This is a genomic window from Aurantivibrio plasticivorans (assembly GCF_055392955.1).
The window spans coordinates 45,604-68,016 of the sequence record NZ_AP036020.1; the positions used below are offsets into that span (position 1 = coordinate 45,604).

General features: G+C 43.5%; 19 protein-coding genes. 13 read left to right on the plus strand and 6 right to left on the minus strand.

The window, feature by feature from the left end:
- The first annotated feature begins 2 nt into the window (after positions 1 to 2).
- Positions 3 to 563: a cytochrome c oxidase assembly protein gene (locus tag ACZ5NB_RS00195; RefSeq protein WP_460230750.1), complete on the plus strand. Its 561-nt coding sequence runs from the start codon at positions 3 to 5 to the stop codon at positions 561 to 563.
- 59 nt (positions 564 to 622) lie between these two features.
- Complete coding sequence (locus tag ACZ5NB_RS00200; RefSeq protein WP_460239447.1) at positions 623 to 1,534, plus strand: cytochrome c oxidase subunit 3; 912 nt, start codon at positions 623 to 625, stop codon at positions 1,532 to 1,534.
- A 111-nt stretch (positions 1,535 to 1,645) separates the two neighbouring features.
- Here the strand turns inward: ACZ5NB_RS00200 and ACZ5NB_RS00205 are convergent, their stop codons facing one another.
- Positions 1,646 to 1,864, minus strand: a complete 219-nt coding sequence (locus ACZ5NB_RS00205; RefSeq protein WP_460230753.1) for a DUF2909 domain-containing protein — start codon at positions 1,862 to 1,864, stop codon at positions 1,646 to 1,648.
- 87 nt (positions 1,865 to 1,951) lie between these two features.
- On the opposite strand from ACZ5NB_RS00205, the gene ACZ5NB_RS00210 reads away from it, so the two are divergent.
- The 5 genes from ACZ5NB_RS00210 (at position 1,952) to ACZ5NB_RS00230 (ending at position 6,757) form a co-directional block, all read left to right on the plus strand.
- A complete protein-coding gene (locus ACZ5NB_RS00210) occupies positions 1,952 to 2,707 on the plus strand; it encodes an SURF1 family protein (RefSeq protein ID WP_460230754.1) in 756 nt (251 codons plus the stop codon).
- Between the two features lie 17 nt (positions 2,708 to 2,724).
- Positions 2,725 to 3,336 carry a hypothetical protein gene (locus ACZ5NB_RS00215; protein ID WP_460230755.1) on the plus strand — a complete coding sequence of 204 codons (612 nt, stop codon included), beginning with the start codon at positions 2,725 to 2,727 and terminating at the stop codon, positions 3,334 to 3,336.
- Between the two features lie 42 nt (positions 3,337 to 3,378).
- Entirely contained in the window at positions 3,379 to 4,341 is a 963-nt protein-coding gene (gene cyoE / locus ACZ5NB_RS00220; protein WP_460230757.1) for a heme o synthase, read from the plus strand.
- A gap of 43 nt (positions 4,342 to 4,384) precedes the next feature.
- The gene (locus ACZ5NB_RS00225; protein WP_460230758.1) at positions 4,385 to 5,032 is read left to right on the plus strand and encodes an SCO family protein; all 648 of its coding nucleotides are present in this window, start codon (positions 4,385 to 4,387) and stop codon (positions 5,030 to 5,032) included.
- 813 nt (positions 5,033 to 5,845) lie between these two features.
- Positions 5,846 to 6,757, plus strand: a complete 912-nt coding sequence (locus tag ACZ5NB_RS00230; RefSeq protein ID WP_460230759.1) for a helix-turn-helix domain-containing protein — start codon at positions 5,846 to 5,848, stop codon at positions 6,755 to 6,757.
- A 12-nt stretch (positions 6,758 to 6,769) separates the two neighbouring features.
- Here ACZ5NB_RS00230 and ACZ5NB_RS00235 read toward each other — a convergent pair whose 3' ends face one another.
- Genes ACZ5NB_RS00235 through ACZ5NB_RS00250 form a run of 4 tightly spaced genes read right to left on the minus strand, consistent with a single transcriptional unit; the run spans position 6,770 to position 11,015 of the window.
- Positions 6,770 to 7,822 (minus strand): 2Fe-2S iron-sulfur cluster-binding protein, encoded by a 1,053-nt coding sequence (locus ACZ5NB_RS00235; RefSeq protein ID WP_460230760.1) that lies wholly within the window; start codon positions 7,820 to 7,822, stop codon positions 6,770 to 6,772.
- A gap of 11 nt (positions 7,823 to 7,833) precedes the next feature.
- Entirely contained in the window at positions 7,834 to 9,117 is a 1,284-nt protein-coding gene (locus ACZ5NB_RS00240) for a fatty acid desaturase (RefSeq protein ID WP_460230761.1), read from the minus strand.
- Between the two features lie 35 nt (positions 9,118 to 9,152).
- Positions 9,153 to 10,109, minus strand: a complete 957-nt coding sequence (locus ACZ5NB_RS00245; RefSeq protein WP_460230762.1) for a ribonucleotide-diphosphate reductase subunit beta — start codon at positions 10,107 to 10,109, stop codon at positions 9,153 to 9,155.
- 51 nt (positions 10,110 to 10,160) lie between these two features.
- Positions 10,161 to 11,015: a fatty acid desaturase family protein gene (locus tag ACZ5NB_RS00250; protein ID WP_464107787.1), complete on the minus strand. Its 855-nt coding sequence runs from the start codon at positions 11,013 to 11,015 to the stop codon at positions 10,161 to 10,163.
- 589 nt (positions 11,016 to 11,604) lie between these two features.
- Between ACZ5NB_RS00250 and ACZ5NB_RS00255 the strand changes: the two genes are divergently transcribed.
- The 6 genes from ACZ5NB_RS00255 to ACZ5NB_RS00280 are packed head-to-tail and all read left to right on the plus strand — an operon-like array spanning position 11,605 to position 21,073.
- On the plus strand, positions 11,605 to 13,407 hold the full coding sequence (locus ACZ5NB_RS00255; protein WP_460230764.1) for a fatty acyl-AMP ligase: 1,803 nt from the start codon (positions 11,605 to 11,607) through the stop codon (positions 13,405 to 13,407).
- Positions 13,408 to 13,428: 21 nt separating this feature from the next.
- A complete protein-coding gene (locus tag ACZ5NB_RS00260; protein WP_460230765.1) occupies positions 13,429 to 13,680 on the plus strand; it encodes an acyl carrier protein in 252 nt (83 codons plus the stop codon).
- A gap of 30 nt (positions 13,681 to 13,710) precedes the next feature.
- The gene (locus ACZ5NB_RS00265) at positions 13,711 to 16,341 is read left to right on the plus strand and encodes an aminotransferase class III-fold pyridoxal phosphate-dependent enzyme (RefSeq protein ID WP_460230766.1); all 2,631 of its coding nucleotides are present in this window, start codon (positions 13,711 to 13,713) and stop codon (positions 16,339 to 16,341) included.
- Between the two features lie 32 nt (positions 16,342 to 16,373).
- The gene (locus ACZ5NB_RS00270) at positions 16,374 to 17,942 is read left to right on the plus strand and encodes a flavin-containing monooxygenase (protein ID WP_460230767.1); all 1,569 of its coding nucleotides are present in this window, start codon (positions 16,374 to 16,376) and stop codon (positions 17,940 to 17,942) included.
- Positions 17,943 to 17,956: 14 nt separating this feature from the next.
- A complete protein-coding gene (locus ACZ5NB_RS00275; protein ID WP_460230769.1) occupies positions 17,957 to 20,251 on the plus strand; it encodes an efflux RND transporter permease subunit in 2,295 nt (764 codons plus the stop codon).
- 15 nt (positions 20,252 to 20,266) lie between these two features.
- The gene (locus tag ACZ5NB_RS00280) at positions 20,267 to 21,073 is read left to right on the plus strand and encodes an outer membrane lipoprotein-sorting protein (protein WP_460230771.1); all 807 of its coding nucleotides are present in this window, start codon (positions 20,267 to 20,269) and stop codon (positions 21,071 to 21,073) included.
- 33 nt (positions 21,074 to 21,106) lie between these two features.
- Here ACZ5NB_RS00280 and ACZ5NB_RS00285 read toward each other — a convergent pair whose 3' ends face one another.
- Positions 21,107 to 22,309: a hypothetical protein gene (locus tag ACZ5NB_RS00285; protein ID WP_460230772.1), complete on the minus strand. Its 1,203-nt coding sequence runs from the start codon at positions 22,307 to 22,309 to the stop codon at positions 21,107 to 21,109.
- Between the last annotated feature and the right edge of the window lie 104 nt (positions 22,310 to 22,413).

The window sequence follows — 22,413 nt, forward strand, 5'->3', positions numbered from 1 at the left end:
AGATGGCAAATAGCAATATTCAAAAAACGGTTATAAAACTAAGTGTTTTATCTATCGTAATGTTTGCGTTTGCCATTTATGTATTACCGCCGATTTATGATGTTTTTTGTGAAGTCACAGGGCTAAACGGCAAGGGTCAAACTGAAGCTGTTACCGATAAAGAATCACCGCGCGTTATTGATGAAAGCCGGACGATTCGGGTTACTTTCATTGCCACTAATAATGAAAATATGCCCTGGGATTTTAAGCCCAACGATGCAGTAATGTATGTCCACCCGGGCGAGGTCGTTGACACAAGCTTCTATGCAAAAAACACCACAGATCGTCCCATGGTGTCACGAGCTATTCCTAGTTTTGTGCCCAGTACTTCAGCAGCACACTTCAATAAAGTGCAATGTTTCTGCTTTGACAATCAGCCGCTTGAAGCTGGTGAAGAAGCTAATATGTTTTTGCAGTTCTGGGTTGATCCAGATTTGCCTAAAAGCATTAAAGATATTACAGCGTCGTATACGATCTTTGATATCACCGACGCATCGCAAGATGAACAGGTTAGCCAACGTTAAACGTTGATTACCCAATAATGAATTAGTCATCGTGAATGACTTTATAGTGGAGAAATAGAATGGCGAGTGAAGGTAGCTATTACGTACCCGAGCAGAGCAAACTCCCGCTCTTCGCAAGCTTAGGTATGTTTGTAACAGTATTTGGGGCCGCCAACTGGATTAATGGCAACGAATCAGGTTTTACTCTGTTCGCATGCGGGTTGTTGATCCTGTTTGTTACGTTCTGGAACTGGTTCAGTATTGTTATTAAAGAAAATATGGCAGGCTTGAACGGTGCCCAGTTAAAGCGCTCATACGTATGGGGCATGGGTTGGTTCATCTTCTCAGAGGTGATGTTCTTTGCTGCCTTCTTTGGTGCGCTGTTCTATGTTCGCCAACTGGCTTTGCCTTGGATTGACGGTCAGGGTGCTAACGCCAATACGGGTGCGTTGCTATGGCCTGAATTTGCAGCTGATTGGCCGTTGCTAACGACTCCTCAGGAAGCAAACCCTGATGCAGTTTACAAAGGCAACAGTACTTATACCGGTGCGAATGAAGCGATGGGATGGAAAGGTCTTCCGCTGATTAACACCATTGTTCTTTTAACATCTAGTGTGACTGTGCATTTTGCGCATACCGCTTTACTTAAATCTAACCGCAAGATGTTCAACATCATGTTGGGTTTAACTGTACTACTTGGCATCGGTTTCTTGTTCTTACAAGTAGAAGAATATGTTCACGCATACCAGGATCTTGGCTTAACACTAAACGCAGGTATCTACGGTAGCACCTTCTTTATGTTAACGGGTTTCCATGGTGCGCACGTGACTATGGGTACAGTGATGCTGCTAATTATGTGGTTGCGTTCTGTATTCAAGGGACACTTCAGTCATGATGACTGTTTTGGCTTTGAGTCTGCGAGTTGGTACTGGCACTTTGTTGATGTGGTTTGGGTTGGCCTATTTATCTTTGTTTATATTTTAGGTTCGTAACCGCATAATTTTAAAAGGATTTTTACAAAAGCAGGCCTAGGCCTGCTTTTGTAGCTTTAGGGAAAAGAAAAAACCGACAGAGTAAAAGTCGCCATTGGTAGCGACAATCGTTTAACGCCCCCAGGGTGCGGTATTTGTTAAAATACCCGCATCGTAGCCATACCAAATACTTGCAATTAGCAGCGCGGCAAGTGTTATGCGAACACCCAGAGCGTAAAGTGTTCGCTTAGAGCCGGGGACCCCCATGTCCTTCAGCAGAAACACTAACCCGCTTGATAGGCTGATCAGTATGGCGATAAACAAAATGACGATGATGACTTTTAACCACATGGTTTGAGCTCACAAAATACGATTGATAGGTAGTGTTTGGTTTAGTGTTCGCTACGGTAGCAGCCATATCCTCGAGTCACAAGAGTCATGAGAATTAGGTTTCAACTAGATCTTCGGGTGACATTTTTAGCTGTTGCCGTATTGCCCGTTCTACTGAGTTTGGGTGTTTGGCAGCTTAATAGGGCCGACGAAAAGCGTGAAATTATCGAGCAACGTCAGATAAAGCAAAATCAACCTGACGTTGCGCTAAGTTCGTTACTGAATACACCGGAAGAGCTGCTAGCGTTTACACCGGTCGAGTTGCGAGGACAGTTTGATCCGGAGCGACTATTTTTTCTCGACAACGCTATATATGAAAGCAGCGTGGGTTACGAAATTTTGCAACCTTTCGAATACCTTGATGTGGCGTCGAACAGCAAACGTTGGGCGCTAGTGAATAGAGGTTGGGTTAAGGCACCAGGTTCTCGGGACCAGCTACCCGAAGTATACCCTGCGCCGAGTGGTCCGATTACGATCCGGGGTGAAATTTATAGCATTCCAGGTGAAAGCTATGTTCTAGAGCCGCAAGAGTTTACTGACGATCAATGGCCGCAAGTGATTCAAACGGTCGACATAGAACAGATTAGCGCTGCCATGGGAATCCAATTCTTTCCTAAGCAGATACGTTTGAACGCAGATGAACCCAGTGCACTACTTGCATACTGGGAACCCGTTGCCGTTACGCCAGAAAAACATGTCGGATATGCCGTTCAATGGTTTTCAATGGGTATCGGTTTAATCGTGTGGTTTTTGTTTGCAAGCACCAATGTCTGGAATGTTATACGCAGCAAGTTTTCCAACTAAAAGCAAAAGAGAGTTCAATGAATCAACCAGCAAACAAACAGTCAGTCGGGCGCAAACAGTTGCTTGGGCTTTTTGCTATAGCGGCGCTTTCCACATTCGTCCCGTACATCATGTTTGTTACTGGCTGGGGGATCCCTGAGGGGACAAAAAATAAAGGCGTGTTAATTTCTGAGCCCGCTTCAGTTGCAGGCTTTGAATTTCAAACCCTTGAGGGAAAGCCTTGGCCCATTGCAGAGCAAGAGCCCAAATTTAGGTTAGTTTTTTTACTCGACAACGATTGCGATAGCACGTGCGAAGAATTGATGTACCTCTCGAGGCAGGTTCATATACGCCTGGGTCGTGAAGCGGACCAGCTGGAGCGTTTGTTTATTTGGTTGGGTGCACAACAACCTAGTGACGAACTGTTAGAGTTTATAAAGTCTCAACACCCTAAAGCGAAAGTTCTAAAAAGTGAACGAGATGCTTGGCTCAGCATGCTTTCTTCAATGAAAGAAGTGAAAGCCGATTTAGATGGCCATGAGTACTACTTGCTACATAGATATAGTGCCTTGGTAATGATGTATACCGAAACACAGTCGGGAAATGACTTGTTAGATGACATCAAATTTTTAATTAAAACGTCGAATTAATAGAGTTTAGTGGCAAATAAAATGTCACGCAGCGAGATCAAAATGGCTACTACAAGCGAAACACAAGCGAACGAATCGGATCAGGCAGCGGCGTCAGGACCGATTTGGAAAGACTACCTCGAGATGACCAAACCCAATGTCGTTGCGTTAATGATTCTAACATCTGTGATCGGCATGCTGTTATCCGTACCGGGGATGGTGCCCTGGGATGTAATGATATTAGGTAACCTAGGGATAGCGCTTTGTGCAGGCTCAGCTGCTGTGGTCAATCATCTCGTCGATCGACGGGTCGATCAATACATGGCTCGCACACACAATAGGCCATTAGCTAAAGGTCGCGTTGAGCCTTTGAATGCCGCATTTTTTGCTGCCTTGCTAGGTTTGATTGGCATGGCTGTTTTGATGTTTTTTATCAATGCATTAACAGCTTGGCTGACGTTAGCGTCACTGGTGGGCTATGCGTTTATATACACACTATATTTAAAGCGTGCCACTCCGCAAAATATTGTCATTGGCGGCGTCGCGGGAGCTGCACCACCGCTGCTTGGCTGGACGGCCGTTACGGGTGAAGTGAGTGGCCATGCGTTGTTGTTGGTATTAATTATATTCGCCTGGACACCGCCACATTTCTGGGCGCTTGCTGTACATCGTAAAGACGAATATGCAAAAGTAAATATTCCTATGCTGCCCGTGACGCACGGTACAAAGTTTACGAATCTCAACATCCTATTGTACACACTCATTATGTTTGCTGTGACGCTGCTTCCGTACGCTACACGTATGCTGAATTGGCTTTACCTGCTCGGTGCAGTTGTTCTTGGTTTAGGCTTTTTGTACTGGGCTTGCGTGATGATGTTTACAGAGCGAAAAAGCGCGGGAAAGGATACTTTTAAATATTCCATTGTCTACCTTATGGCGCTATTTGTCATAATGCTACTCGATCACTATTTGCTACCGGTACAACCACTTACCGATTCAGTAAACAATCCGCTCCTTGATTTTTGATGGAAGCACTTTTTTAACTAAACGGTTACTTATTGAATTAAAGATGAATCAACAAAAACGAAATATCACATTAACAGTGGCCGCTGTTTGCGGTTTTATAGCCATTCTAGTGGGTTTGTTTACATATACCATGATGCAGCCACGTATATTGAGTGTGAAGGAACTGGTTGGACTAGGCGTAATAACTTACCAAGAGCCTAAAGCAATTAATGATTTTGAGTTGGTCGCGCACACCGGCACACCATTTACGAAAGAGTCGCTTAAAGGTCAATGGACTTTGTTATTTTTTGGTTTTTCTAGCTGTCCAGGGTTCTGCCCAGCAACCTTGGCTATATTGAATGCTATGGATGCTCAACTAGAGCCTGAGATTAAAGAGCAGACCCAAGTGGTGATGGTTAGCGTCGACCCAGCTCGCGACACGCCAGAAGCGTTAGCTGCCTACATGCCTAAATTCAATCAGGCGTTTGTGGGCGTTACCGGAGATTTCTTAACGATCAAGCGACTATCAAACCAGTTTCACATCGGCTTTCAGAAAGAAGCAGGTGCTGATGAAAACTACAATGTCGACCATGGTGAACAAATTGTACTTATAGACCCTAACGGCGACTATTACGGCTTTTTCAAGCCTCCTTTTACTATTGGCCAATTGAAAACTGGCTATCAATCTATTGTAAAAAGTTACGGCCGTTAAACGCTTAAGCCTATTGAGGAGGGGTGCTGCTTTGACGCTCGGCATTACCTTCTCGACAACTCAACTAATAGCACAACCAGCCACTAAATAATTGATTAGCCCGCAACGCCCAAAATAGCGTGACATGAAATCGCTAAAGGCAAACCCGCTATCTTCCCAAGCAATATCCTTGAGTTAATCGCTTTTTCAATCAATACCTAGAAGTACCGCCTTCCCCAATTTCTCAGCATCACAAAAGTGACTTATCAGCGGCTAAGCGGTTTCTTAATCATTCCGCGAGATAATCTACTGATTCAATATCGGTTCTAAAAATGCTGTTTGGTTAATGCCGAAAAGGAATCAAAGCGTCGCGGTCTATATTACAAAACCGAATCAATTATAGAGCGCTAGCAGTTAAGTAAATGACGTGAAAAATTGAAAATAAAAAAAGTGATTCGGTTAACAACTTCTAAAAAAGCAATAACGCCATCGCACCGTATCGACTAGAACCGTAATTTTAGGCGTCAAAAAAGATGCCTATAAGAAAAATAAATGTAGTTTAGCCCTTGGTCATTTCAAGATGTAGAAATTTCGAATGGAATAAAGTGTTGCCCCCTAACATATGAAATCCTAAATATGCTATAAAGTTCTGTCGCATAGCTTCTAAAAACTATTAATACAAAATTATGCGATAACATATGCCACATTTATATCTTTGTGCAAAGGAAGGATGGGCATTAATTTGGGGTTTACCAAGTCCATAGGTGCATATCGATACGATGTGTTGCGTACCTATGGTTCTATTCTAGGAATTTAGTTAAGGGGACTACTGCAATGACGCTGAAAAACACCTCCATTCTCGACACAACGAGTAAACACGACGGTAGCCTAATCTATGTTTGGCGCAAACGGCTGTTGTTTGTCGGGCCATCGATAAAGGCTAGAACGAGGAAATATGTTCCTTGCTATTTAATGTTTTGTTTAGATGGGCCACTAAAAATAACAGTAAAGGGTGAATCAGATGTGTTGGAATGCCGAATGGTATTAGTGCCCGCCTCGACAGAAATCACTTGCCATAACGAGAACCAAAGCCTGGCCGTACTGTACTTGGATTATTTCAATGAAGATTTTGAAGTGCTTCAAATCAAAGCCAATAGAAAGTACGGCCCGGTTTATTGGGATTTTGAAGAAAACATCGAAACCTACTGTTTAACGGTTTTGCATGAACTTAACAACCACCAGCTTGGTATCGACGCAGCTGATGGCTTGATCACTGCGCTGCATTTGAGATTGCATCGTTTCGACAATTTTTGCGATGTAGGAGATGAAAGGCTAAAACGAATCATCGGCCTGATGATAATGGGTAAGCTGGGTAAAAACTACAAAATATCAGATGCAGCCGATGCAGTTGGGCTGTCTGTTCCTAGAGTAGTACAGTTATTTAAAAAATCATTCAATATGACGTTTAAAGAATTTAGGAACAAATTCAAAATGCATATTTTTGTGATTTCAATTGCTATGGGTCGTTCACATTCCCAAGCAGCTCAGGATGCAGGTTATGTTGATAGCTCACATTTCTGCAAGCATTTCAAAGCTCAAACGGGAATACAGGCATCTAATTTCTTCGACCCTGACCTTAAAACAAAGTTTTTTGTAGAAGAATCGGTAAAAGATTACTTTGAGCAAACTATACATCAAGAAAGTCCAGCTGAGTTGTATAGCTCGGTGGCAAGTGTTTCGTCGTAGTGCGAGATACTATTAAGGACCTTGAGTTTCTATAACCACATCATGTGAATCGGGGTAGCCGATACAAAGTAACGTGCTGCCTTCGTTTCGTTCTTTTTCTGTTAGACAGCTATAGCCTTCTAGCGAGACTTTTCCCTTTCTAATTTTACAGCGGCATGCGCTGCAAAAACCGCTCTTGCAGGAGTGTTTAAGATCGATGTTGTGTTTGATGGCTGCAGCCAATATAGATTCGCCGGATTCGACAGGTATTTGTATCGACGCGTCACCATCGACAATAGTAATAGACGTATCGGGAAACGTATGTGTGGTTTTTGTATTGACGTTTGATCGAGTGTAGGACTCTCGTAAGATGTGCAAGTTTGGACCTAATGCGCCACACATGGTGTTCTCTACAGTATCCATCAAGCCTTCAGGTCCACAAACAAACGTAATATCGGGCTTGGAATCACGATTTAGAAAACTAGAAATGATCGCATTGATTAGAGGCGCGTCTATTCGACCAGTTCGGCCACTCCAGTGTTGATCTGGTTGGGTTAAAGTAAAATAGCAGTGGAGGGTCTTTGGGTGTTGCTGTTGCAGCGCTAACAATTCATCTCTAAAAATGATATCGCTTTCTTCTCTATTTCCAAGGACTAATGTTATTTCACAGTGAGGGAAGTTTCTTAAAGTGTACTTTAGAATAGAAAATAGTGGAGTCACACCGCTGCCTGCACCGAAGAGCAACATTGTGTTGTAGTGTTGTTTTGAATGTCTAAGGCAAAAGCTGCTTGGCTCAGCAATGAATAATTCAACACGGTCACCGACAGAAAGTGCATCATTAAAGTAACTTGAAACTACACCACCAGGTACTTTTTTAACTGTGAACGACAAATACTTGTCGATACCCGCTGTGCTTGAAATTGAATACGATCGGTAGTGGACAGAACCATGCCTGTAAATTTTCGCCGTGATTGTTTGACCGGGTAGGTAGTTATGTCTGAATAGCGGTCTAGTGACTTGGATTGTCACTGAATCATGCGTTTGCCTAATAATATTTACTACTCGGTATGTACTAAATCTTGCCATTACCTTACCTATTAAGCACTTACTGCTGTGGTACTGATAGAGGTTGTCGCGCTATTGGAAGAACCGTTAGTGGTGCCGTTGGCTTCATACCGAGTTGGACGAACTCGGGACTTAAGAATTGTTATCTTGTCTTCCTCTGTTACGTCGTGCCACCAGACTAGCTTTTTAGCTAGCGTCTTATAGCGCTTTAGCATGAGCAAAAGGTACAAATCCATTGTGCTTAAGTCTTTAAAAACAATAGATCTAGAGCGGCGCATATCATCCTGAATTTCGATGAAAAGCTCTGGCGCTTCGCTCCAATGACGACAACTCGGGTGGTGGTGGCACACGTGATACCCTTCATTGAGAAAGTTTTCAGGTGTCTCTAAAACAGTCGTGGTGTTGTAAGCGAAATCTAAAGGAGATTGCTGGCCGCCATAAAAAGCATGTTGGCACCAATGGATGACACCCATAAGAAAGTTGCTTGCAAACCATGGAACGGCCATATAAAAAAATGCGATCTTTAAGTCAAACAATGCCAGCGCGGTAAATAGCAAAAAGTATACAATATTCCCCATAACCATACAGCGCATTTGCTCTATTTGTTTGTTCTTTTTGAAGTACATATAAGGCGTGATCATGAGTTGTTGATAAATAACTTCATTGACCATGTACTTCATAAAGTGCCAGGGGTTTGTATGATCGAACTCTTCTGTTGCATACACATCCTTTGGGCTAGTATTTTCCCGATGGTGTTGTTGCGTGTGCGCCGGAGAGTGAGGAATGATTCCTCGAAATATGGCGAGATAACAATAGGTGAACGAATTCCCGGTTGCTTTTTCGCACCAGCTACCGCCTTTGAATACGCCGCCAGGTTTATGACCGTCTTGGTGCATCGCGCTAAATGAACGTACAAAAGACCGTATGTTGGCCCCGTATATAAATGCGTAAAAAAGTAAAACTAGTCCGTAATTGAGTTCACCGACAGCTAACTGGATTATTAACACGGGTAACGCTGTTAGCGTCAAACCGATAACGCAGGCAAGAATAGGTTCATCGCGAGGGTCTTCCAATAGGTTATCAGCTAGTAGTTGAACCCAGTCGTGGTACCAGGTAACTATCTTTGTCCATGCTGTCTTACAATAGGGTAGAGCAAACAAAGCTATTTGCAAAAATCTCAATGTGTATGAGATGGCCAACATAATACAAATAGCCAAGGTGTTGGCTATTTGTATTGCTATTAACAATGGCAATAACAGCTTATGAATAAGACTAGGAACCCTAATTTTTTCTAGTGGGTTATCTATTGAATCCATTTAAAAACCATCGAATCAGGGATGAATTACAAAACCTAAGCGAAGCCGATTGCTTGCAAACGTTTTTGATACTCTTCTTGAATTTCGCTAAGAAGCCTACGGGTTTGATCTTCTTCAGACATGTTGCCCATCTTCATGCCAGGGAAAATCTCAACGTCAGCCATGATTGATGCATGTTTATCCGCTGAGGCTTGATAAATGCCGATCAAATTCGTGATAGCTTCCTCAAACACTTCTGACATCAACTGGTGGAATTCCCCAGCGAGTTTTTGGATTGTCGCGCGCATAGGGGAACCCATTCTAGCTTCCTGCGCGATAAAGTGTTCACCATAGCTTACGTGCTGAACTTCATCGGCGAAAACGTTGCGAATAATATTGCTTAGTGCTGGGTCTAGGCGAGACCAATAGCGAATTTCATAGCGATAGAAAGGGTAAACCATGCCTTCTAGTACTACGTTGTGTGCTAACAATGCTGGGATGAATGCTTTCTTATCAACCTGTTCATTGATCAGGTCATAAAACTGCTGCATCTTCGGCATAGTCATGTCTTTTACCATTTGTTCGCGCTCTTCTGGTTTAACACCGAGATCAGCGAGACGGCGACAAAAAACTTCGTAATGACGTGCTTCATCTAACGATTGGGTAGCGAGGAATACTTGGCTAGCCTCATCGGGCGCGAAACTAACCATTTGGCACAAGTTATTCATTGAGACTTTTTCGGCGGTAAGAAAAACCGCAAGGTCTGTTTTACACACTTGGTTCAACAGGGGATCGGTCATCACGGCTTCGGTTGGCCCCAAGATATTTTTTTTGCCGCCAAACTCGGTATCAGCTAGTCGATTAGTTGCAGTTCTTTCAAGCCAAGATTGGATATCAAAGCCGCCTTTATCCCATTCCTGAGGCTGAAATTTGGGTATTGCTCTGTTATCCAGTGTTGATGCGTCTAGCAGCTCGTAACTTGATACTTCCTCGACTGTAATATCTTCTGACATGCTGTGCTCCATTATATTGTGAATAAATCACATGATTGAATGTAGGTAAGTCTATATTTTTTCGAAAATAAACCGGCGACGTAGATAGTTTTTGCTATTCATAAGTTTTGAAAGCGCCGGCAAATTATAAAAAGGCACGCCAGGGTAAACATGATGCTCGACGTGATAGTTGATGTTTGCCCATAGTATGGAAAAAACTGGGTGCGTCACTGATACCGTGCTTTTCGCAATATCGGCCCGCAAAAATTGGTCATCCTGCTTCATATAAACAAGCGGAAAATGTTCATAACCACGTGATGCTGGGTTAATGACAACTGCCAATATGAGTAAGGGCAAAACAAAAATAAGAAAAAACTCGGCGCCGTGCCCGGTGTAGATTAACGTCACTCCCAGCAGAAGCCACGTTATAATGTTTGTTAAAAGCTCTACTAAAACGCGCTTTGCAACTAAATTTCCATAGCGTGTTGTTGAAATAAAAACGAATCGCGGGACAAAAGTCATGATGCGCAATAACATTGATAGCACCGTCCCACCACCGTAGTTCCATTCATCTGGATCTTTACATGTGTCGCCTAAATAGCGGTGGTGACAAAGATGACATTCTTTGAAAGTTGTGTAGGGCATGATGATAAACCAGGCCAAGATCACACCAAGCCAATAGTTAATGTTTTTCGCTTTAAACGCTGTTCCATGAATGCACTCATGTTGCAGCACGGTAAACGCATGAAGCTGATTACCTAAAATAATCGACAAAACTATTTGAAATGCCAAATTATCAATCTGTACTATAGCGGTTGCGGCAAAAATCCAAACCGCAACGTGACAGCCAAGATATAGCAAAAATCGCCTTTCGTTTAATTTCATAAGTTGGCGCAAAAAAGGTTTCGCATTTTCGTCAACAGTCAAGCCTCTCCTTGATTGCAATCGATATTTTTCGACGCTTAAATCATCTGTTGTGGTGCTCATTATCTGGCGATCTCTTTTTTACTTAGCCCTATATTTAAAGGCATTTTTTCAATATATGTGATTTGAAATACGTTATGAACAGCGTGCAGAAACGAATCTATTTTGTAGCGAAGCCAGCGCTAAAAAGCTGGAGTGTATATGTGTCGAATGGTTTTCTGATAACTGTTTGAATTGCACGAGAGGATTATACGAAGCGCTGAGGCGAAAACAATTACCCCTCATTGTACAGATTGATAATCGCGACAATAATTTTAAGCCGCCATTTTTTCTAATACACGATTAATTTCTAAAAATAGAAATCAAACCTGTAAATTCTATTGAACAAACAATATCTTTTCTTATACTCTGCCGCCTCGAAAAGCAGTGCGTCTTCAAATTTATTGTATTACATCGTTGGACGCTGGCGTTTTTTGCTTCAAATAACCATTACGTTTTCAGTCGCACATCAGTCTCAGGCTGATGGAGCTCATGTCGTTGATGCCAGGACGCTGCTGGTCCGACGACACCAACATACATTGAGAGTATGAGCATGGATTCGCATAGACAGAGTATTAAAACTGTTGGGCGAAGCAATCCTAGATGGAGAAGCTTGCTGGACTATTTGTCTGCCTACGCTATTGAAACGCCGGGGCATGACGCGTTTATTTTTCTAAAAAATAACGAAGTGGAAAATTCGGTCACTTATCTACAATTGGAAAAACTGACCGATCATTTGGCACAAAAGCTGAAGCAAAAATCGACTATCGGTGATCGGGTCATTCTGGCATTTCCACAGTGCATTGAATTTGTTGTGACCTATTTCGCCTGCCTGAAAGCAGGGTTGGTCGTCGTTCCTGTATCAATTCCAGGTCGTAGCCGTGGCGTCGAAACGCTACAAAAAATCATTGCTGATTCTCAAGCTACGGGCTTTTACACCAATGAGTCGACACATCTGCGATTGGAAACACTATTTCCAAATTTCTTGGGTGAGGGCTCAATTGAAACTCAGCTCATCGACTGGGACGCTATTCAAGCCGGAATGAACAGTGTTAGCGCAGTTGAGTCATTTGCAGAAGATGAAGCCTGGTTAGACCAGGCGCCAGAGCTGGCGATGTTGCAATACACCTCTGGCTCCACAGGTGATCCGAAGGGCGTTATGGTTACGCACGAAAACCTCGTTCAAAACCAAGAGCTGATGCAAGTGGGTTTTGGGCTCCGTCCGCAAGATCGAATTGGCACCTGGTTGCCACTTTTTCATGACATGGGGCTTATTGGCGCCATTTTCCAGGCCATTTACTTGGGTGGCACCGCCGTTGTGATGTCTCCCTCAGCCTTTATCAAGCAGCCGGTCCAGTGGCTACAAATGATCAGTCGATACAGTATTACTGTAGCTGGGTGCCCGAACTTCGGTTACGACGCGTGTGTTAAGCGTATCAAAGATAGTGCTCTAGAAGGGATATCGCTGGCTACTTGGCGAGTGGCCTTCAGTGGCGCTGAACTGATACGTCATTCCACTATGCAACAGTTTATCGATAAATTTCATCACTATGGGTTGAAGCCCGATGCACTCGCACCCTGCTATGGGCTTGCCGAGGCGACGTTATACGTGTCGAGTTTGCCGCCCCAGTTAAATATGAGCTGTCGGTCGGTAAATGCAGATGAATTGCAGCAGGGTCGCGCAGTGGTTACTGGGTCCTATGAGGTGACTCCGCTGCACAAGACAGAAGCGATCATCGCTTCGTCCATCGTTAGCTGTGGAGTCGCTCAGACATCAGTGGTAATGAAGATTGTCGACCCTCTGACCAATGAATCGTTAGCTGATGGGGCTGTTGGTGAAGTATGGGTAAGCAGTGAACATATCGCTAAAGGTTATTGGCGTCGTCCTGAAGTAACTGAGGCAACCTTCCATGCGCGTTTGAACCCCTACGATGGGCGCCAATACTTGAGAACGGGGGACTTGGGTTTTTTGTTTGAAGGTCAGTTATATCTTACAGGTCGCAGTAAGGAAATGCTGATTGTTAATGGACGAAATATTTACCCAAACGATATAGAAAACAGTGTCGCGGACTCTTTTCGGGAGGTGTTACGTGACTCCATTGGAGCCTTTCAAGTCGACGATAAAGGAGCGGAAAGCGCCGTGGTGGTTGCGGAGGTTGGCCCAAGCAAGTCGTTTAAGGCGCACAGCGAAGAGATCGCAAAAACCATCAAATCTCAAGTCTCACAGGAATTTGGTATTGCAGTCAAAGACGTGATGTTCGTTAGACGAAGTACGATACCTAAGACGACCAGTGGCAAACTACAGAGAACAAAACTAAAGCAGCAATACATCAGTAACGAGATACAGGCGTTGTAAAAAATATTGCGAGGAAGGGGTATGGAGCAGGATCAAATATTGATTGCGGTAATAAAAGCCTTTCAGGACACACTGAAACAAGAAGGCATCGATACGAAAGTGACCGCTGATACACAATGGCTCAACTTTGGACTTGATTCTGTTGCGCTTTTGGGAATATTTGGTGAGTTAGAAGAAAGATTTGGTTTTGAAATCGACGAAGAGTTAATGGTGGAACAAGCCACTATTGCTGATTTAGCGACAGAACTCGCAATGATGGGAGAGCGTGCCTAACTCTTAGTAGGCACTCAAAGAGAAAAACGGATGTATACAGTCAATTCTGACCGCAAGCAATTTTTAAAGATCATTGGATTTGATCATTCGATTACGCAAGCAAAAGGCTGCGAGCTAACATGTGACAATGGCGATGTTTTAACAGACTTCAGTTCTCAGTTCGGCGTCATGATCCTGGGTCACAATTACCCACCGATACAGGAAAAAATTAAATCATTTATCGATTCTGACCAAGCGATCATGATACAGCCTTTCGCGACAAACTATGTTGAAGAGCTGGCTGAGAAGTTAAAAGCGTTGATGCCTAGTGATGAGTATGGTCATGTTCAGTTTACCAATTCTGGGGCTGAGACAGTAGAAGCTGCGCTTAAATTGGCAAAATCGGCCACTGGTCGTGAAAAAATACTCAGCACAGTACAAAGTTTTCACGGTAAAACCCAGGGCGCAGCAAAGGCTACGGGTAATGACGTTTACCGTGAACCTTTTCTAATATCGTGTAATGACACAGAACATGTTTGCTATGGTGATTTAAACGAACTAGAGCGTGCGCTTCAAACTCAGCAATATGCTGCATTTATTGTTGAACCTATACAAGGAGAAGGTGGGGTTAATGTTCCACCCGAAGGCTACTTGCGTGAAGCGCAAGCACTTTGCCACCAATACAAGACGCTTTTGATTGTCGATGAAATTCAAACAGGTTTGGGAAGAACAGGCGCTCTGTTCGCAATTCAGCATGAGGGGATAGAGCCTGACATGCTGTTGCTGGCAAAGGGCCTTAGCGGTGGTTTCTTGCCTATTGGCGCGCTAATAATAAAAAAAACAGCGTGGACTAAAAACTTTGGGATGTATCATAGTTCAACCTTTGCCAACAATAATCTTGCGGCTTGTGTAGGGGGTGAAGTATTAAAAACCCTAACCCAAAATAATAGCGAAATTATCCAGCAGACAGCTTTGCGTGGTCAGTATTTAAAAGAAAAGCTAGAGGGTTTAGTTGAGCGCTATCCTGATGTATACCAGCAAGTAAGTGGTCGAGGCCTAATGCTAGGGTTGAAGCTTATGCCTTGGTCTGGAGAAAAACTGTACCTCATGAGTTTTATGAGCTCGGTAGGTTTTGCGGTGCCCATGGTGTCGGGTTATTTGTTAAATAAACATAAAATTGTTTGCCTACCCACCCTAAATGGGAATGATACCCTCCGAATACAGCCTTCGTTGCTTGTCAGTGATCAACAAATTGAAAAGCTATTGATTGCATTAGATGACGTTGCCTTGCTGCTTAGAAATAACCAGCCGGAGCGTTTAGTTGAATACTTGAGACTAATTGAGCCAGCGTCAGATGAGGCATCAAGTCCTAGTGTAGCAAGCGCAAAAAGAGGCACACCTAGCAAACCCCCTAAAGAGAAAGCCTTAAATCAAGGTAAGTGCCTGGGGCGTTTTGCATTTCTGTTGCACCCTGTGGATGATGACAGCATGTGGGGTGATAGCGCCTTCAATGGAACGGATATTGATGGTGAGTTTAGGAATGAGTTGGCGGCCTGGTTAAAGAAAACAAGAAGCTGGGCTAAAGATCAATTAGATGCTGGGTTGGCGTATCAGACCAAACGAATTTATAACAAGCAGGGTGACTACGTCCTTGGCTATATTGTTACCAGTATCTTAAAGCCTAAAGAGTTGCTAGCGTTAAATACGTCGCAGCGCCGAGATATTCTTGATAATTATTTTTCGGCAATTGAAGGGCTTCCCATAGACTACGTGGGCCTTGGCGCCTATACATCAATTATCAGTAATGCTGGCAATGATGTGTTAGACAGGGGCTACCATATCACCACAGGCAATAGCCTAACGGCGTTGTCATGTGTGGAAGCTATTGAGAAATTATCACAACAAACACCTAAACCTTTGAACGAAAGAACCGTCGCGATTGCTGGAGCCTATGGATCAGTAGGCCGTATTGCGAGTATTGCTCTATCAGAAAAGGCCGACAATATTATCCTTGTTGGCAACCCCCTAAGCTCGGATAGCCTTGAGAAATTACGTGATCTAGGGGGCGAGATAATAACGCACCTGATAACCTCTTCACTGGTGACGGCGTCGCCGATAATGCAAAAAATAAGTCGACACTCTCATCATCTTATTGAGCATGTTAAAAATACTAGCTTAAGTTTTTCAGAGGTGTATGAACTGTTTTTGGCTGAATATACGGCTAGTGATAGTGATTTCCCAATTACGCTAAGCAACAAACTACGTGAAAGCCTCCCCCGTTGTGATGCATTGATGACAGCGACTAGCATGGGGAAGCGATTTTTAGATCTATCAAGCTGTCGCTCTGGGGCGATTATTTGTGATGCATCGCAACCGCCGGATATCCGAAATCATCAACAACGCGATGATGTGTATATTTTTAGTGGTGGTGAAATAGCGTTGCCTGATTCTCAGCTTCGTTTCGGCACCCAAAATATCGCTGGTCAAAATACCGGGGAAGCGTTGGCATGCTTAAGTGAAACCATCGTATTAACAATGTCGAGTATTCGAGCACATCAGAGCACCGGAAAGCGACCTTGCTTTAACAGAGCGAAAGAAATACTGGAACAGGCTAAAGCGTTTGGATTTTCGATCCCTTGCCCGGTGGTTAGCCGTCTTGGCCCGGAGCGCAGAGCGGGATAACCCGGCAACTCTAAAAAAATAAAAAGCGACTTATGATGAATAGTTCGACAAAAACACAACAGCAGGAAGTCGACAGCGCTGCGGTTATTATTATTGGCGGTGGGCTCGGTGGTTTATGTTCTGCGAAACGATTTTTGGACGAGGGCATTGATTTTGTCATTTTAGAAAAGTCGAATGATATCGGTGGCACGTGGCGTGACAACACCTACCCAGGTTGTGCGTGCGATACGCAAAGCCATCTCTATTCCTACTCTTTTGCAGGAAACCCAAATTGGAGTCGTCGCTTTGCTGGCTGGTCGGAGATAAAGCAATATATAGACGACTTTGTTGAGGCAAATGCGCTGGAACGCTACACACGGCTCAATACCGCGATGACATCGGCGACATTTAATAATGAGAAAAGTCTATGGAGTGTTACGACTAGTAGCGGTATTACATATGAAGGCCAATATTTTTTATTGGCAACAGGGCCGCTACATGTCCCTGTGATCCCGAACCTCAAAGGCGCGAATAATTTTGACGGGCACCAATTTCACACCGCTAGATGGGACCATGATTATTCGTTAGAGAACAAGCGAGTTGCCATCATCGGTACGGGTGCCAGTGGGGTCCAGGTTATTCCAGAAGTAGCGAAGAAAGCCAAAAAATTGAGCGTATTTCAACGTTCCGGTGCTTGGGTGCTTCCTCGAAATGAAAGGCCTTATTCTGCATTGACTAAGTGGATTTTTCGAAATATACCCTTTGCTAGGAAGCTATATCGCTCGTTCTTATACGTTGCCAATGAAGCTAGAATATTTCTAGTTTTTCAAAAAACTGGTGGCCGGATATCTGAGTTATTGATAAGGCAATATATTAAATATCAAGTTAAAAACAAAGATACACGGCAAAAACTTATACCAACCTATAATCTGGGTTGCAAACGGGTGTTGATATCGAGCCAATACTATAAAACCTTTAATCGTGAAAATGTTGACATCAATTTGGATGATATTGCGGCCATCGAAAAAAATGGGGTCGTCACAAGCCAGGGTGATTTTGTACCCGTTGATTGCATAATTTATGCAACTGGTTTTGATACTGATCCTCGGAGCTATTTGTCGCAAGTGCCGATTAGAGGAAGTCAGGGTAAGCTTTTACTAGATGCCTGGAAAGGCGGCCCCGAAAGTTACTACGGCATAACGACACCGGGCTTTGCCAATTTTTTTCAGCTTATTGGTGCAAATACTGGTTTGGGACACAACTCCATTATTTTCATCATTGAATGCCAAGTAAACCTTATCACAAAATTAATAAAACAAGCTAAGCAGCGAAGTGTTAGTCAAGTAGAGGTAACTTCTGAGGCTGCCAAAGACTTTCTCGATACGGTGGTGAACCTTTTTGACGGTACTGTTTGGGATACAGGGTGCAGAAGTTGGTATCACTCAAAAGAAGGGCTGAATTTTTCAATTTGGCCTGCATCTACTACGCGATTTTGGCTCAAGACTTTGAAGGTGAGGGAGCAGGACTTTGAATGGAGGAAACGGGCGAATACGGGATCTACATCAGTTGGCGCAACAAGAGAGCAATCCGTTAGTCGAAACGCTGCTCTAGAAAACTCGTGATTCAGAGACAAACTATGGATGCACTAATCACACGTTCGACAATGCTGTTGATGCTATATCCCAAGCGCACGCTGCTTTGCGTAGTCATTTTCGTTCTATTACTAATGGCTGGCGCAAAGAATCTAGGCGTTAGCAACGATTATCGAGTGTATTTTGGAAGCGAAAATCCCCAATTAACAGCATTTGAAAAGCAACAAGCGATCTACACTCAGAACGAAAATATTTTTGTGGTAGTAACACCTCGCGACGGCGACATATTCCAATCTGAGGTACTAAATGCTATTCGTGAATTAACAGCAAGCGCTTGGAAAATACCAAATTTACTTAGAGTAGATTCCGTTACCAACTTTAGCCATAGCTATGCTCGAATGGATGACCTGGTTACTGAGCCTCTATTAGGAGTAAACGACGAAATCAGTGACGCCAAGATCGCGCTAATACGTGAGGTCGTCCTTAATGATCCCCGAGTGCACAAGCTGTTGGTGAATGAGCAGGGTACAATCACGGCGGTTAACCTTCAGTTTCAATTGCCTGCAAACAGCATTGAAGCACAACCCAAAATCATCGAACAGGTTAAAGCGCTCCAAACATCAATCGAAGCAAAATATCCCGTTGATATTCGTCTTACTGGACAAGTGATGCTGTCAGGGGCCTTTTTTGAGGCGTCAATGGACGACATGGGAACGCTAGTTCCTTTGATGTACCTAGTCATAACTATAATCTGTTACGTTTTGTTGCGCTCTATTGTCGCCACGGTAGCTACAATGGTGGTGGTGTTTCTATCTATGCTCGCTAGTATGGGCGTAGCAGGTTATTTGGGTCTAAAGATTAACCCGGTTTCCAGTACTGCTCCCATTATCATTTCAACATTGGCGGTCGCAGATTGTATCCATGTGATATCCGGTGTAACAAAAGCGCTACAGCGGGGTGCATTGAAAGCCGACGCTATTGCCGAATCAATTCGTCTTAATGTGTTTCCAATTGCCTTAACGAGTTTAACTACAGCGGTTGGGTTTCTATCGCTTAATTTTAGTGATTCTCCACCTTTTCATGATCTCGGTAACCTAACAGCGATTGGTGTACTCATCGCTATGTTGCTTGCCTACACCATCCTGCCAATCTGTTTGCTATTATTTCCATTCAAGCCCAAAGCTACAGCAAAGTCAGCAGGCACCGATATAACACAATTGACGGGTTGGGCCATTGCTAACAAGCGTTGGTTTTTACCTCTCAATCTTTTACTAAGCTTCTTGATTTGTGCCGCTATTCCACTCAATGAACTAGATGATCGTTTTGTTGAGTACTTTGATGAATCTATCGAGTTTCGAGAAGCCACCGACTACACCCAAGAAAATTTAACTGGGGTATATCAAGTACAGTTCTCGCTCGACTCAACTGAAGAATACGGTGTAACTCAGCCCGAATTCATGGCAAGTGTCGAAGCGTTTACACAATGGCTTCGAGCTCAGCCGGAAGTTATTCAGGTTGCAAGTGTCTCAGATACGCTAAAGCACATTAATAAAGTAATGGCTAACAATAGCGAACAAGCATACCAGTTACCTCAAGAGGAAGATGTCCTCGCTCAATACTTGTTATTGTATGAAATGTCTTTGCCGATCGGTATGGACTTGAACAATCAATTAAATATCTCAAGATCATCGACACAAGTGACCGCGACGGTAAAGAATTTAAGCTCTAGCGACTTGATCCGTTTTAGTCAGCGCGCGGAAGGCTGGCTAAAAGAGACCCAGGGTTTGGATAGCCTTGGCGTTGGCCCAGTGGTTATGTTTGCGTACATATCAGAGCGCAATATCAAGGCAATGCTGTGGGGTACAGGAATCGCAATTATACTAATTAGTGCGATTATCTTTATTGCTTTACGGAGCGCAAAAATAGCCATTATCAGTGTAGTCTCAAATTTGTTGCCTATAGCACTTACCTTCGGCTTATGGGGTATATTCGTCGGCGAAGTGAATATGGCTGCATCTGTTTTAGCCGGCGCGGTACTCGGTATTGTAGTGGACGATACAGTGCACTTTTTTAGCAAATATCTTTTGGCGCGAAGAGAAGAAGGTAAAGAGTGTACATCGGCGATCATCAGTAGTTTTTCTTATGTAGGCCGCCCTATAGTTGTTACCTCTTTAGTCCTTATAGCTGGGTTTTTTATTCTTTCGGTTAGTGCATTTGCCATTAATAGCATATTGGGTTTTATGATGTGTATTGCAATTGCATTGGCTCTTTATTCAGTATTCTTGCTGCTCCCGCTAATACTCCTTGTTGTCGACGATAGGCAAGTGGCAAAGCAATAAATAAAAGGTGTTGAGATGACTCGAATAATAAGGTCTGTAGGTGCTAGCGTACTGGTGTTGTGTTCAGCATGTGCCTTAGCCAATAGTGCAGCTGACTCTTCAGCGTCGGAACTTAGAGGTTACGAAATTATAGAAAAAATGCATCGTACTCAAGATGGGTTCGGCGATGTCACTAGTGATATGACGATGATACTTAGGGATAGCTCGGGTGCTGAGCAATCTCGCCGTATGCGCAGCCAAATTTTAGAACAAGAAAATGATGGTGATAAATCAATTATTATTTTTGATAGCCCCGGGAATGTAAAAGGCACGGCATTTCTTTCACACACGCACAAAGTTGATGTAGACGATCAATGGATATTTTTACCTGCGCTCAAAAAGGTCAAGCGAATTGCTTCCAATAACAAAGCGGGTTCATTTATGAATAGTGAATTTGCTTACGAAGATATTGCATCCCAGGAGATTGAAAAATACACCTACGACTTCCTGCGCGAGGAAACACTCGGCAATGAGCTAACGTATATCGTGGAGCAAATACCGGTAGACAGCGATTCAGGATATTCTCGGCAGGAGGTGTGGGTAGACGCCGTTGAATATCGCCCATACAAAATCATGTTTTATGATCGTGCTGGTCAAGAGTACAAAAAGCTTGAGCTTAAAGACTATCAACAAAGAGTGAATGACACTTGGTGGCCCAACACGCTGATTATGGAAAATTATTTGACTGGTAAGAGTACGGAGCTACGATTCGATAACTGGGCTTTTAACGTAGGCCTCAGTGAAAGAGACTTTAGTCCGAATGGATTAAAACGTCTACGCTAGCGATGGAGTGTGCGTAGTGTATGCTATATAAAGTTACTGAAAGTAATAGAGAAATTCTAGTTCTATATAGTCGTCGTCTCTCACAGTATATTCGTAACTTTCTGATGAGACATTATTGAATAGTCGCGCGGTTAGATTAGCTTCCCATTTTGTCGAGAGACGCCGGCTTGCTTCCAGCGATATAAATTGATTGCTGTAGTCTAAGTCTTTTGTAATGAGAGCTAGAATTTGAGTGCCAGCTAAGTCATTTAATGCCCACCTGCCACCAATGGCAAGATCATTTTGCGCGCGAGATTCAAAGGTTTTCTCGCGGCTATCGTATTGATATTCGCTAATTAACCCGAAGTCCCATTTCTGGGGACCTAATCCGTAGAAGGTGTATTCAAAGCCACCAGCGAACGCACTGTAGACTCCGGCTTCAGTGTCGTCAACGCGTATTAATTCTGCTCTCCATACCCACGAAGTGAATGTCGCCTGTACATCAACGCTAGTTTGTTCACTTTGTGGGTATAGGGGTTTCAATACGGGTTGGCTGTTTGCGTCTAAAGCGGGTACGAAGTAGGGTTCTCGTTTGGTGCCTGAAAAATGTGAAATACCAATATCCCAAAGATCAACATAATGGCTCCAACGAATCGCGACGTCGATATGTTTTTTTTCTGCGCCGGACTCAAAAAAGCTTTTATCTGAAATAGGTAATGGGGGCCGGAGTCGACCCTGTTCATCAGGGAAATTACGCTCTCGAAAATAAGGTAAGACAAACACCGACAGACTGCCCCAGTCACGATCAATATTTGCTTGCAGCATGGGTTGGCCTAATTTATCTTCGCCGTCTATATCTTCGACTAAGTCCGTTTGGTTAATCACATCGACAAGATGAACTGATTCCATTACACCCCAAAAAATTTGCCGAATACCGGCATACAATTCGACATTAGCATAATTTTTTGACCAATACAGTTCGCGGATATCCCCGTGGGAACGATGCGAGTCGGAGTTGTCGTATCGTCCAAATAAGGTGCCAACAACGCGCTGATCGCTTGCGTTGAAGTCTTTGTAGAATTCTAACTTTGCAACGCCAGAAACATCATGCTTGTGTTGGTTTGTATAAAGGGGCTCGTTAAGAAAATAGCGTCCACCTCCGCCCAAATAACCAAATATACTGTCTGCAAACGCGGAAGGACTGCCAATGATAAAATGGCAGGAACTTAAACAAATAAGCGACAAAAATTGCTTCATGTATGAATGCATTATTGTTGAAAAAATCAATGTTCGAAAAGCTTGAATTATCGCATAAACGGAAAGGGTAGTGCGTGCTATTGCACGCACAAATAGACGAAGTT